Below are 14,870 nucleotides of genomic sequence, written 5' to 3'. Positions count from 1 at the left end.
GGGCGCACCGCGCCCGGATGCCCGGTTATTCGGCTTGCAGATCCTCCAGCAGCTGTTCGAGCGAACGCTCGCCGGCCGCGAGCCGCCCGGGCCGCGAACAGTCGCGGTGCTCGAACGGATAGGCCGGCAGCACGGCGCGCCGGTATCCGGAGCCGGCGAAACCGGCCTGCCAGTCCACCGGGCGCGCGCCGGCCCAGAGCGCGCCGAACGCGCGCCGCCACGCGTCGTCGTCGAGGCCGGCGGCGGCATCGAGAAGGCGCGTGACGCGGCCGTTCGCGTCGCGCAGCGCGAGGAAACCCCCGCGTTCACCGCCTTCGCCGCCATCGGCCGCCCGCAGCACGATCCGCCCGAGCCGCTCCGGCGCCGGCGCGGGACCGGCGGCCACGAAGCGGCGCGCGGCCTCGTCGAGCGAACACTCGCGATAGACGGCCGCCGCCGCGAGCCACATCCGGCCGCGATAGACGAGCTGGTCCGGCTCGACGCCGAACGCGGCCATGCAGGTGGCGAGCGCATGCAGCACGCAGAACCAGGCCGCCTCGGGCACGGCGTCGATCCGGCCGGCCGCGTGCCCGCCCGGCTGCGCGGCGAGCGCCGCGCGCGCCGCCGCGAGCGCGGCCGCGAAACGGGGCTCGCCGCACCAGCCGGCCGGCGTGGCGGCCGGCAGCGCGCCGCCGGCGACGAAGCGCAACGCGAGCGCGTCGATCGCCGCAGGCACGTCGGCTTGCCCGCGCCGCAGCCGCGCCGCCGTCGCGCGCAGTTGCGCGATCAGGTCGTCGTGGCTGTCCGGATAGAGGCAGACGGCGTGCTCGAAGCGGCGCCGGCCGGCCAGCGTCGTCGCGCAGAGATCGGCGAGCGCGCCGGCCGCGCCGAAGCGTTCGAGATGGCGCGCATGCCGCTCGCAAAGGCGCGCGAGCGCGGGCAGCGTGCGCGCCGACACCGCGAACGCGCCGCGGCCCTCGCGCGCGGCCGGCCGCGCCGGCGGCGCGCCGACGATCAGGTGCGCGTTGGTGCCGCTGAACCCGAACGAGCTGACCGCGCAGGTCAGCGCGCCGTCGTCGCGCGCGACCAGCGGCTGCGGCGCGGTCGGGATGCGGATCGCGCGCGGGTCGATCTCGAGGTGCGGATTGAGCGTCTTCAGGTGCAGCGTGGGCGGGATCATCCGGTGCCGCATCATCAGCAGCACCTTGATCAGCCCGGCCACGCCGGCCGCGCTTTCGGTGTGCCCGATCGCCGACTTCACGGCGCCCACGTAGAGCGGATCGGCCGCGTCGCGCCGCGCGCCGTAGGTGGCCTTCAGCGCGGCCATCTCGATCGGGTCGCCGAGCGGCGTGCCGGTGCCGTGCGCCTCGACGTAGCGGACCTCGGACGCCGGCGTGCCGGCCCGCGCGAGCGCGGCCTCGATCAGGCGCGCCTGCTGGCGGCTGCTCGGCGCGGTCAGCCCCTGGCCCTGGCCGTTGTGATTGACGGCGCTGCCGCGGATCACGCCGTGGATCGTGTCGCCGTCGGCGAGCGCGTCGTCGAGGCGCTTGAGCAGCACCATCCCGCAGCCGTCGGAGCGCACGTAGCCGTCGGCGCCGGCATCGAAGGTGCGGCAGCGGCCGGCCGGCGACAGCATGCCGGCCTTCGACAGCACGATGTTGTTGGCCGGCGAGAGGATCACGTTGACGCCGCCCGCGAGCGCGACGCGGCACTCGCGCTCGCGCAGGTGCTGCGCGGCCACGTGCACCGCGACGAGCGACGACGAACAGGCGGTGTCGATCGCCATGCACGGCCCCTGCCAGTCGAACAGGTGCGCGATGCGCCCCGGGATCGCGCTGACGTGATGGCCGGGCCCCATCAGCCCGACCAGCGCCTTCGCGTGGCGCTGCGACAGGTCGGCGAAGTCGGACGGGCCGGGGCCGATGAACACGCCGGCGCCGTCGGCCAGCTGCTCGGGCGTGTAGGCGGCCGATTCGAGCGTCTCCCAGGCCACTTCCAGCGCGATGCGCTGCTGCGGGTCCATATACTCGGCCTCGCGATCCCCGATGCCGAAGAAGCGGTTGTCGAAGCCGTGCACGTCGGCGATCTGGCCGCCGTCGTTGGCGACCATCTTGCCGTCGTCGGCCGAGCCCGGCGCATGGAAGCGCGCCACGTCCCAGCGCGTGCCGTCGAACGGCCGGACCATGTCGGCGCCCGCCAGCAACTGGTCCCAGAACGTGTCGACGTCGTTCGCGCCGGCCGGCATCCGGCAGGCCATGCCGATCACGGCGATGTCGCCGCGCGCGGCAGCGGCGCGCGACGCGGCGGGCAGCGCGGCGGCCGGGGCCGTCGCGTCGTCCGGTTGCGGCTGCGGTGCCTGCGGTGCCTGCGGTGCCTGCGCGGCTTCGCGCGCGCGCAGGTCGTCGAGCAGCCGCCGCGACACGGCGGCCACGCTCGGGCAGTCGAACATCAGCGAGACCGGCAGCGATAGCTGCAATTGCGCGGCGAAGCGGTTGCGCAGCTCGACCGACAGCAGCGAATCCATGCCGAGCTCCGTCAGCGAGCGCGCCGGGTCGATCGCGTCGCCGGCGTCGATCGCCAGCACGTCGCGCACGGTGGCCTCGACGTGCGCCTCCATCTGCTTGCGCGCGGCCGCGTCGGTCTGCTGCAGCAGCTCGCGCACGAAGCCGGCGAGCCGGTCGCCGGCCGGGCCGGCGGGTTTCGCGGCGGGCCGGGCGGCGGCCCCCGAGACGAGATCGAACAGCGGCTGCGCGGTGCGGTCGGCCAGGTAGTCGGCGATGCGGGCCCAGTCGAAGCGCGCGATCACGGCCTCGGCGTCGGGGCGCGCGAGCGCGGCCTCCAGCGCGTCGAGCGCGGCGTCCGGCTCGAGCAGCACGAAGCCGGCCCGCTCGATCTTCTGCCGGACCCGCCCGGCCGTCGCCATCCCGGCTTCGGCCCACGGGCCCCAATGGATCACCGTCGCCGGCAGGCCGCCGGCGCGGCGCGCGCGGCCGAGCGCGGCGAGGAAACCGTTCGCGCCCGCATAGTTCGCCTGCCCCGCCGAGCCGACGATCGCGGCCACCGACGAGAACAGCACGAAGCGCTCGACGCCGGCCTCGCGCGCGATCCGGTCGAGGTTCAGCGTGCCGGCCACCTTCGCGCGCATCACGCGTTCGAAATGCGCGTCGGTGAGGTTCTGCAACGGCGCGTCGTCGAGCACGCCCGCCGCGTGGAAGATGCCGCCGAGCGGCAGGCGCACGGCGGCGAGGCCGGCGCGCAGCGCGTCGTGGTCGGCGACGTCGGCGCGTACCCAGGTGAGCGGCACCCCGGCGGCGGCCAGCGCGTCGCGCGCGGCGCACGCATCGGCGTCGTCGGGGCCGCGACGCGAGACCAGCACCAGTTCGCCTGCGCCGGCGCGGGCCAGCCGGCGCGCGAGCGCGAGCCCGATGCCGCCGAGGCCGCCCGTGATCAGGTACGCGCGGTCGCCGCGCACGGGCGCGTCGCGAACCGCATCGGCTGCGTCTGCTACATCCGGCGCGTTTGCCGCGTTTGCCGCGTTTGCCGCGTTTGCCGCGTTTGCCGCATTTGCCGCATTTGCCGCATTTGCCGCATTTGCCGCATTTGCCGCATTTGCCGCATTTGCCGCATTTGCCGCATTTGCCGCATTTGCCGCGTTTGCCGCGTTTGCCGCATCCGACGCATCCGCTGCACCCGGCACAACGGCGGCCAGCCGCCGGACGTAGCGGCGCCCGTCACGGATCGCGACGTCGTTCTCGCCGTCGCCGGCGTCGAGCGCGAGCACGATCTGCGCGGCCCGCGCGGCGCCGTCGGCGCGCGCGTCGAGGTCGACCACCCACGGGCGCCAGTGCGGCTGCTCGAAACCGAGAGTCTTCGCGAAGCCGGCGACGACGCCGTCGGCGACGTTCGGCGTGATGCCTTCGTCACCGTCGCCGACGCGCTCGACGCCTTCGGTCACGAAACCGAGCCGCAGGCCGGCCGTCTCGCCGAGGCCGAGCAGCGTCTGGCCGATCACGCGCAAGCCGCGCGCCGTTTCCGCCGCGTGGCGCGCCAGTTCCGCCTGCCGCGCGGTGCCGTCGAGCCCGGCGCGTGACGGCGCGAGCCAGAACAGCAGGTCGACGGGGCCGCCCGCCGCATCGAGCGCGAGCGCGGCGAGCACGCCGGCCAGCACGCCCGCGTCGCGCCAGCCGTCGGGCAGCGCCCGCCATTGCACGCCGGGCGGCAACGCGGCCGCGTGCTGCCAGTCGCCGGGCTCGGCCAGCACGATGCGGCGCCGCGCGGGCGCCGTCTCGGGCGCGCTATCGGACGTCGGCGCGGCGGCTTGCCAGACCAGCCGGAATTCGGCCCCGCCCTGAAGCGCCGACGCCTGCAACTGCGCGACCTTCGCGTTGCGCGGCCAGTAGCGCCGACGCTGGAACGCATAGGTCGGCAGCACCAGCCGGCGCGGGCGCGTCGCGCCGTACAGCGCGGACCAGTCGGGCGACAGGCCCGACACGTAGAGCGCGGCCCACGCGCGATCCCACGAGCGCGACGCGGACTCGCGCGAGAACAGCGCGTGCGGCGCAAGGCCGGCGGCAAGCGCGGCGTCGCCGATCGCCAGCCAGCGGCCGGCGCCCTCGGCGACATCATGCGCGGCCGGCGCTTCGGCCGGCATCGCGAGCCAGTCCCGGCGGCGCGCGGCATCGCGCCAGGTCTCGACGCGGCTCGCGCCGCTGCCGGCGTCGACCAGCGCGACCTCCGGCTGCACGGGCGGCCAGCCGGCCAGCGCGAGATCGCGCGCGGCGGCGTCGAGCGGCAGCCACGCGAGCACCGTCTCGACGCTCACCAGGCCCGCGGCGGTCGCCGCGACGAGGCGGCCGCCCGAGTCGCTTCCCGCCACCGCGTCGGGGCGCAGCCCCGCGGCCATCAGCGTCTGGAAGATCGCGCAGCCCGTCAGGTAGGCCAGCGCGTCGTCGCGCGCGGCCACGCCGTCCGGGGCCAGCGCGGCGAGCGCGTCGAAGCGCTCCGCGAACGCGCCGCCGGTCTGCTTCAGTTGCTCGACGACCGCCGCCGGCGCGGCATCGAACGCGCTGAACACCCAGCGCATCCCGTCGACCGGCGCCGCCTTCGCACCTTGTGCCGATGCATCGGCGCGGGCGGCGGCCCGCGCATCGATCGTCGCGTCGAGCGCCGCGCGCAGCCCGGCGATGCCGTCGGCCGTCAGCGCCACGCGTTCGCGGAAATGATTGCGGCCCACCTGGCTCGTGTAGGCGAGCGCATCCCAGTCGAGCCCGAACCCGGACTCGGGCTCGCCTTCGGCCAGGTAGTCGCGATAGCGCAGCAGCAGCGCGTCGAGCGCGGCGGCGCTGGCGGCCGACACGGCGAGCACGCGCGGGCCGCGCGCGGGCGGCGCGGCGGCCGCGGCCGGCGGCACGTCGCGCACGATCAGGTGCGCGTTGGTGCCGCTGAAGCCGAACGAATTGACGGCGCCGTAGCGCGCGCCGGCCGCGCCGCCGAACGGGGCCTCGCCGAGCGCGAGCCGCACGCCGTCGCGCAGCGTGATGTGCGGATTGAGCCGCTCGAAGTTGCGCTGCGGCACCACGCGGTCATGCGCGACGCAGAGCGCGAGCTTGATCAGGCCGGCCACGCCCGCGCAGGCCTCGGTGTGGCCGATCTGGGTCTTGACCGAGCCGATCACGAGCGGCGCGTCGTCGCCGCGCCCCTCGCCGTAGACGGTCTGGATCGAGTTCATCTCGATCGGGTCGCCGAGCGGCGTGCCGGTGCCGTGCGCCTCCACGTAGCTGACGCGCGCGGCGTCGAGCTGCGCGGCGCGCAGCGCGTCGCGCATCAGCGCGATCTGCGCGGCCGTGTTCGGCGCGGTCAGCCCCTGGCTGCGGCCGTCGTGATTGACGGCCGAGCCGACGATCGCGGCCAGGATCGGGTCGCCGTCGGCCAGCGCGCGCGACAGCCGCTTGAGCACCACCACCGCGCAGCCTTCGCCGCGCACGTAGCCGTCGGCGCGGTGATCGAAGGTCCAGCATTGCCCGGTGGGCGACAGCATGCGCGCGTTCGAGCTGACGATCGACGCTTCCGGCGACAGGATCAGCGAGGTGCCGCCCGCGAGCGCCAGTTCGCATTCGTCGTCGAGCAGGCTGCGGCAGGCGAGATGCACGGCGACCAGCGACGACGAGCAGGCCGTGTCGATCGTCATGCACGGCCCGTGCACGCCGAGAATGTAGGCGAGCCGCCCCGCCGCGATGCTGAACGCCTCGCCGGACGCGTAGTACGGCGAATGCCGCGCGTCGGCGCCGGTGACGTCGGGCGCGTTCAGGTGCAGGTAGTCCTTGTTCATCATGCCGACGAACACGCCCACCCGGCGCCCGTCGAGCGACGCGCACGCGTGGCCGCTGCGCTCGATCGCCTCCCACGCGACCTCGAGCAGCAGCCGCTGCTGCGGGTCCATCGACTCGGCCTCGCGCGGCGAGATCGAGAAGAAATCGGCGTCGAAGCGGTCGACCTCGTCGACCAGGCCGAGCGAGCGCGTATGGATGCGCCCGCCCGCCTCCGGGTCCGGGTCGTAGTACGCGGCCATGTTCCAGCGCTCGGACGTCATCTCGCCGATGCCGCTGCCCGCCGAGCGCAGCAGCGCCCAGTAGTCGTCGGGGCCGGCGACGCCGCCCGGCAGCCGGCAACCGACGCCGACGATCGCGATCGGCTCGGCGGCGGGGCCGTCGTCGACCTGCTGCTGCTTGAGCTTGAGCGCGAGCGCCATCAGCTGGTTCTTCGACAGCCGGGACAGCCGGCTCAGGTATTCGTCCTTCCAGCCGGCGGACGACGCGGACTTATTCACGGATGAACTCCTTGCCGAGCAACGCGGCCAGATCGTCGTCCTGCAATCCCTCGATTTCGGCCAGTTCGGCATCGACGGGCGCCACCGCGGGCTCCGGCGCGGCGGAAGCCGCGTGTGCGGCGTGCGCCGGCACGGCCAGGCCGTTGCCGGCCAGCACGTGCGCGGCCAGCGCGTCGAGCGTCGGGTGATCGAACAGCAGCGTCGCCGAGTACGCGATGCCGAGGCAGTCGGCCAGCGCCTCGCTCAGCGCGACGCTCATCAGCGAATCCATGCCGAGCCCGCTCAGCGGCGCGGCCGGCGCGATCTCGACGGCGGCGATGCCGGTGATCGCGGCGATCTGCTCGGCGACGAAGCGCCGCGCGAGCGCCGCACGCTCGGCGGGCAGCGCGCCGGCAAGCCGCTGCAGGTAGGAACCGGGGGCGGCCGATGCCGTCGCGGCAGCGCCGCCCGCCGCCTCCGACTCCGCCGCCTTCGCCCCTAGCGGACGCAGCAGCGCGGGCAGGCGCCGCGCCTGCGCGGCCAGCACGTCGAGCCGCCAGTGCACGACGCTGCACTGCGCGTCGCCGATCGCCAGCAGCGCGTCGAACCAGCGCGCCGCATCGGCAGGGTCGAGCGGGTCCGCATGCAGCCGCGCGTAGGTCGCGTCGGGATGCGCAACGCGCGCCAGCATCCCGGTATCGCGCCACGGCCCCCAGTTGATCGCGGTGGCCGGCACGCCGCGCGCGCGCAGCGCATGCGCGAAGCTGTCGAGCGCGGCGTTGGCGGCCGCGTAGTTGGCCTGGCCCGCGCCGCCGAACAGCGCGGTGACCGACGAGAACAGCCACACGAAATCGAGCGGGCCGGCCGGCAGCGCGTCGAGCAGGTGACGCGCGCCGTCGAGCTTCGGCGCCGCCACGCGCTGCAGCCGCGCGGCGTCCTGCTCGACGAGGCGCGCATCGTCGAGCACGCCGGCCGCATGCACGACGCCGCGTACGCGGGCCTCGCGCGCCAGCGCGCCGACCACGGCCGCGACCCGCGCGGCATCGGTCACGTCGCAGGCCACGCATTCGATGGCGACGCGGCGCGCGTCGAGCGCCGCGAGCCACGCCGGCGGCTCGGCCGGCACGCTGCGCCCGAGCACGACGATGCGCCCGGCGCCGCGCGCATGCAGGAATTCGACGACGCGCCGGCCGACGCCGCCCAGGCCGCCCGTCACGACGTAAGTGCCGTCGCCGGCGATCGCCACCGGGCCGCGCGCATGCACCGGCCCGAGCCCGCGTTGATGGCATCGGCCGGCGCGCAGCGCGAGGTGGTCGGGCCAGCGCGCGGCGTCGCGCGACGCCGCGTGGTCGGCCGCGCGCAGCACGGCATCGGCATCGGCCGCGTCGCAGCGGCCGGCGTCGATATCGACGAGCGTGACCGCCTGCTGCGGCGCTTCGGCCTGCAGCGTGGCGCCGAGCCCCCAGAGCGCCGCGCCCGATGCGTCGGGCGCCTCGCCCGCCACCGGCTGCGCGCCGCGCGTGACCAGCAGCGCGCGATGCAGGCGGCCGGCGCTCAGGCCGGCGACGAAGCGGACCACGGCCAGATCGGCGGCCGCCGCGCCCGGCGCACCGGCCGGGTGCAGATGAATGAGGCCGAACGGCTCGGCATGGGCGGCCGCGTAATCGTGCAGGCGCCGCTCCAGCGCGGCGATGCCGGCCGCGTCATGGCCGGCGCGGTCGAACCGCTCGATGCGCGCGCCGCGTGCCGCGAGCGCGGCGGCGAACGCGTCGCCGGCCGATGCCGCGTCGCCGACGATCAGCCACGGCCGGCCGGCTTCATCGGCCGACGCATCGGACGGCAGATCGACCGGCTGCCAGCGCGGCGCATGCAGTGCCGATGCGGCGGTTGCGGCGGTTGCGGCGGTTGCGGCGGTCGAGGCGGTCGAGGCGGTCGAGGCAGTCGCGGCAGTTGAGGCAGTTGAGGCAGTTGAGGCAGTTGAGGCAGTTGAGGCAGTTGAGGCAGTCGCGGCCGCGCCGCCGAGCCCGCGACGATCGACGCGCGCGAAGCGCACGCCGTCCATCTCGCAGAACAGCGTGCCGCGCGCATCGCTGATGCGCAGGTCGGCCTCGATGCCCCCGTCATGCTCACGCACGCGGCAGACCACGCGCGGTTCCACCGGCAGCGGACCGTACCAGGCCAGCCGCTCGACGCCGGTCGGCAGCAGCAGGTGCGCAGCGTCCGCTTCGAGCGATTCGAGCGCGGCGGCCAGCACGGTCTGCAGGCAGTGATCGAGACGCCACGGCGCGGCCGCGTAGCCGGCCGGCTCGGGCGTGCCGCTGAACGTGAGGTCGGCGCCGATCGTATCGCCGGCGCGCCGCAGCCAGGTGATGCCGCGGAACGGCGGCGCATAGTCGTAGCCGAGCGCGGCAACGCGCCCGTAGAACAAGGCCCCGTCCATCGCGACCGCTTGCGCATCGGCCGGCGCCGCGATCGCGGGCGCGGCCGTGCCGGCGGCGAGCGGCTCGGCAGTGGCGAGCGCATGCGAGGTCCACGCGCCGTCGGCGCCGGCCGCGCTGCGCACGCGGATCATCGCGTGGCCGCCTTCGGACGGCTCGGCCGTCGCTTCGAGCCGGTAGGCCGTGTCGTGGGCCAGGCGCAGCATCTGCTCGAAGCGCAGCCCGCTCAGCACGACGCCGGCCGGCCGGCCGAGCCAGCGCAGGCCGGCCTCGATCGCCAGCCCGAGATAACCGCCCGCCGGGTACACGCTGTGGCTGCCGATCACGTGCGCCCACGGCGCGCGGTCGAGTTCCGGATCGACGCGCACCTCGGTGCGTGCGGCCGGCGTGGTGCGGGTGGCTGTCGTCCCGGCCGTGCTCGTTGCCGTGCTTGTTGCCGTGCTTGTCGCCATGCCTGTCGCCGCGTCGGCCGCCACCGCCACCGCCGCCCCCGCCGCCCCGCTCGCCTCGCGCGGCCGCGCGCCGATCGCCGGCAGCCAGTACGACTCGCGCTGGAAGCGGTAATGCGGCAGGTCGTCGAGCGTCGCGGCGCTTTCATGCGGGTACGCGCGCCAGTCGACGGCGAGCCCGGCCTCGCTCGCCTTCGCGAAGATCGCGGCAAGGCCGTGATGGTCGGCATCGACGAGCGCCGGCAGCCACTGCACCGTGCGCGACGGCGCGGCGGCTTGCGCCATGCGCGTGAGGATCGGCTTGGGACCGATCTCGACCACCAGATCGACGTCCTGCGCGAGCAGGCTGCGCACCGATTGCTCGAAACGCACGGGCTGCCGGATGTGATCGGTCCAGTAGCCGGCGTCGAGCGGCCCGGGGTGCACGTCCCCCGTCAGGTTCGAGATCAGCGTCGCGCGCGGCGCGGCGTACTCGATGCCTTCGGCGACCGCGCGGAAGCCGCTCAGGATCGGCTCCATCAGCGGCGAGTGGAACGCGCGCTCCACCGGGAGCGGGAACACCGCGATCTGCCGCTCGCCGGCCAGCTTCACGAGGGCGTCGAGCTGTTGCGGGTCGCCCGCCACCACCTGGTTGCGCGGCCCGTTGAGCGCGGCCACGGCCAGCCGGTCGAAGCCGCGCAGCAGCGGCTCGATCTCGGCGAGCGGCGCGAGCAGCGCGACCATCGCGCCGCGCGCGGTGCCCTCGTGCATCAGCTCGCCGCGCCGGCTCAGCAAGCGGATCGCGGCGGCCTCGCTCATCACGCCCGCATAACAGGCCGCGCCGAATTCGCCGACGCTGTGGCCGAGCACCACGCTCGCCTCGATGCCGGCCTCGCGCAGCAGCAGCGCGAGGCTGTGCTCGACGCAGAACAGCGCCACTTGCGTGTAGCGCGTCTCGTCGATGCGCGCGCGCGGCTCGCCCCACATCACGTCGAACAGGTCGAACCCGGCCTGTTCGCGCACCAGCGCCGCGCAGCGTTCGAGATGCGCGCGGAACACCGGGCTCGCCTGCGCGAGCCGGCGCGCCATGCCGTGATACTGCGCGCCCTGGCCCGTGTACATGAACGCGATCCGCAGGCCCGCGCGCGGCGCGTCGGCCGGCGCGCCGCCGTCTGCCGACGCCGCCGACGCTGCCGCCGCGAGGCATTCACGCAGCGCGTCGTGCGAATCGAACGCGAACGCGACGCGCCGCGCATGCTGCGCGCGGCCGGCCGTCAGCGTGCGCGACAGCGCGGCGAGATCGAGCCGCTCGCGGCGCGCGTCGACGTACCCGGCGAGCGCCGCGAGGTTCGCGCGCAGCGCGGCGGGCGTCGAGGCCGAGACGACGGCGGGCAGCGGCGACGTCGGCCCCGGCCCGGCGGCGGCGCCGGCCTCGGGCGGAACGAATTCCTCGACGATCAGGTGCGTGTTGCTGCCGCTGAAGCCGAACGAGCTGACGCCCGCGCGGCGCGGCCGACCGGGCGTTGCCTGCCATTCTCGGGCCTGCCGCGCGATCTCGATGCGCCGTTCGTCGAGCTTGAGCAGCGGGCTCACCGCATCGACGTGCAGGTGCGCGGGCACCACGCGATGCTGCATCGCGAGCACCACCTTGACGAGGCCCGCCATGCCCGACACGGCCTCGGTGTGCCCGAGGTTGGTCTTGACCGAGCCGACCGACAGCGGCGCGGCGCGCTCGATGCCGGCGCAGTACGCGTCGTGCAGCGCCTGGATCTCGACCGGATCGCCGAGCCGCGTGCCGGTGCCGTGCGCCTCCACGTAGTCGACGTCGGCGGGTGCGCAGCCGGCCAGCGCGAGCGCGCGCCGGATCACGTCCACCTGCGCCTGCCCGTTCGGCGCGGTCAGGCCGTTGGTGCGCCCGTCCTGCATCAGCGCGGCGGACTTGATCACCGCATGGACGCGGTCGCCGTCGGCGAGCGCGTCGGACAGCCGCTTGAGCAGCAGCACGACGCCGCCCTCGCCGCGCACGTAGCCGTCGGCGCTCGCGTCGAAGGTCTTGCAGAGCCCGTCGGGCGACAGCATGCCGGCGCGGCCGTAGGCGACGCTCAGCGACGGCCCGACCATCATGTTGACCGACGCGGCCACCGCCATCGCGGCGCCGCCGTCGAGCAGGCTGCGGCAGGCCGAGAAGATCGCGCTGCTCGACGACGAGCAGGCGGTGTCGATCGTCATCGTCGGTCCGCGGAAATCGAAGCAGTACGCGAGCCGTCCGGCCGCCGTCGACAGCGCGGTGCCCGAGCCGAACCACGCGTCGATCTCGCCGAGCGCGCGTTCGCGCAGCGTCAGCGCCTCGTAGTCGTGCGTGTACGCGCCGAGGAACACGCCGACGTCGCGCCCGGCCTGCGTGTCCGGATCGATGCCGGCCTGCTCGAACGCCTCGTGCACGAGTTCGAGCAGCAGCCGCTGCTGCGGATCGAGCGCCTGCGCCTCGCGCGGCGTGATGCGGAAGAACGCGGCGTCGAAGCGGTCGATGTCGGACAGGAAGCCGCCCTGGTGGATCTGCGGCAGCGCCGGCGCCAGCGCGGCCAGCTCGTCGCGGTATTCGCGCCAGCGCGCGTCGGGGCGCGGGCCGATCACGCAGCGGCCCTCGTCGAGCATGCGCCAGTAAGCCTGCGGCGTATCGATGCCGCCCGGAAAACGCAGCGCGATGCCGACGATCGCGACGTCGGCGTCGCGTGTGCCGCCCGGCGCGACCGAGGGAATCGGGCTGCTCGACGCGGCCGTGCGGCGCGGCGCCGCCGCCGGCCCCGCGCCGGCTTCCACCGGCCGAAGCCGCGCGTCGATATGGCCGGCGATCGCGCGCGCGGTCGGATAGGTGAAGAACGATGCCGGATCGAACTCGATCGAGAACGCCGCGCCGAGCAGCAGGCGCAGCTCCATCAGCCCCATCGAATCGAGGCCCAGCTCGCGCAGCGGCCGATCGGCCGCGAAGGCGTCGGGCGTGCGCATGATGCGCCGGATCGATTCGGCCACCACGTCGAGCGTGCCGCGCTCGCGGCCCGGCTCGCCGGCGGCGGGCGCCGCCTGCGCCGCGCCCGCGCGGAACCGCGACGACAGGTCGTAGCGGATCAGCACGCCGTCGCCGCCGTTGTCGACGTCCTCGGGGCGCGCGCCCGGCACCACGCGTTCGATCGTCGCGCCATGCAGGTGGTGAAAACGCAGCAGCGGGTCGACCGGCTGGCCGTGCGCGTCGCGCAGGCCGATATAGCGCGCCATCGGTTCAGACTGCGAAACGAACGACAGGCAGCGCGTGATGCCGTAGACGGCTTCGACGCCGGCCGTCAGCGCGGCGAGGTCGAGCGCGTGTTCGAGGAGCTGATCGCCGAGCGCGAGCGACTGGAAATCGGGATGCACGCTGATCGCGATCAGTTGCCAGTAGCGGCCGTCGGCGACGTGCGCGTCGGCATAGTCGGCGTGCCTGACGCGCAGCACCGCATCGAGATCGTCGATGCGCTGCGTATAGAGCACGCCGGCAACCTGCCCGCGGTATTCGACCACGAACTGCCCGTCGGCGAACGTGCGATGGCGCCGCTCGAGCGCGGCGCGCGACAGCCGCAGCGGCTCGGGCCAGCAGCGCGCGTCGATCTCCAGCAGGGCCGGGACGTCGTCCGGCGTCATCGCGCGGATCGCGAACGGTTTCGGGTGGACGCGCTGCAGGACGATGCGCGAGAACGGCGTGACGGTCGGGTAGCGGCGCAGCGAATCGCGGTCCGGATAGAGCCCCGCGCTCGCGAGCGCCTGGTGGAACGTGCCGGCATCGACGAGCGCCTGGCGGGACAGCGCGTGATAGAAGTCGAAGCTGAAGCTCTCGGTCTGGCTGAAATACTCGCGCGTGAGCCGCACCGGCAACGCGAACACCTCGAGCACGATCAGCCCGTGGCGGCCCACGACGCCGGCCCAGCGAGCCAGATGCTCGCGCAGGTCGCGCGCGACGCGCGCCGACGGCAGCCAGTTGCCGCGCGCGTCGACGTACACGTGATCGTCGCCGCGCGGCTGCGCCGCGTCGGCGGCCTCGGCCGTCAGGTCGAGCGGGCGGTCGTGATCGAGGAACGAGCGCACGTGCAGGATCGTGTCGGGATCGTCGATGCCGTGCTCGCGCAGCACGTCGAGCAGCGCCCGCGGCTTGCCGATGTCGGCGTGCACCAGCAGGTGCGGCAGCCCGTCGAGCGTGCGGCCGGCGGCGTCGAGCGAGCGCTGGTTGTAGTCGGCACCGATCAGCAGCAGCGGATGCCGGTCGAGACAACGGCCGCGCGCCGAGCGCGTCGCGATCGCCGTGTACAGATGCCGCAGCAGCGCGCCGTCGCCGCAACCCATGTCGACGATATGGCGCGGCTGCGCGTCGATCGGCTCGCGGTCGAACAGCTCGACCACGAGATCGGCGAGATCGCTGAAATACTTGCCGTGCTGGAAGCCGCTGCCGATCACGTTGAGGGTGCGGTCGACGTAGGTCTCGTGCCCGTCGGCGTCGCGCGTCAGCACGCGGCGCGGGTCGCCGCGGATCAGTTCGGGCAATGCCGTCAGCAGCGGCCGGTACGAAGCGGTCACGCCCATCGTCAGCGCGCGCTCGCACAGATGCCGCCCGCGTTCGTTCAGCGCGAGCGGTCGCGCCGGCGCAGCCGGTGCAAGCAGCTGCTGCGCGTCGAGCCAGTCGCGCAGCATCGCATGCAGCGCCGGATGCACGCGCGTCGCGAGGTCCGCGCCGTCATCGCCGTCACGTCCGGCGCCGCGTTTGGCCAGCGCGAGCAGCAGCGGCACCGCCAGCGCGCCGTCGAGCAGGCGCGCCCAGTCGGTGTCGCGGGTGTCCCAGCCGCGCGCCGAGCGCGCCAGCCACGGCGCGAGCTGCGCCGCCTGCGCGCCGTCGCGCAGACAGGCGTCGAAGTCGATCCGGTAAAGCGCGTCGATGCCGTCGGGCAGCGCCGGCAACGCACGAAACCGATCCGTCGACGCGTAGGTTTCCTGATCGTCCGACGCGACGCAATCGAGCGCGTGCAGCGCGCGAAACGCGAGGCGCAGGTAGCCGGGGTTCGCGCGCAGCGTGCCGCCGAGCCGCGTCACGCCGACGGGGCCGGCTTCGAGCGCGGCGAGGATGCCGAGTTCGCGACACGCCGACAGCAGCGGGACGGCGGCAAAGCCGTGCAGGTAGGTGTTGACGAGTTCCAGCAT

The 14,870-nt window shown here is 74.7% G+C and carries 2 protein-coding genes; both read right to left on the bottom strand.

Features of this window, described 5'->3' with window-relative positions:
• Window positions 1-25: 25 nt before the first annotated feature.
• Entirely contained in the window at window positions 26-6,805 is a 6,780-nt protein-coding gene (locus tag HWX31_RS08870; RefSeq protein WP_175933895.1) for an SDR family NAD(P)-dependent oxidoreductase, read from the bottom strand.
• Window positions 6,798-14,870 carry a type I polyketide synthase gene (locus HWX31_RS08865; RefSeq protein ID WP_175933894.1) on the bottom strand — a complete coding sequence of 2,691 codons (8,073 nt, stop codon included), beginning with the start codon at window positions 14,868-14,870 and terminating at the stop codon, window positions 6,798-6,800. Before HWX31_RS08865 ends, HWX31_RS08870 begins: the two co-directional genes overlap by 8 nt.

It is taken from the genome of Burkholderia ubonensis, assembly GCF_902833085.1.
GTDB lineage: Bacteria > Pseudomonadota > Gammaproteobacteria > Burkholderiales > Burkholderiaceae > Burkholderia > Burkholderia ubonensis.
Note: the sequence above shows the minus strand (reverse complement) of the source record. Positions and strands in the feature narration are given on the sequence as shown.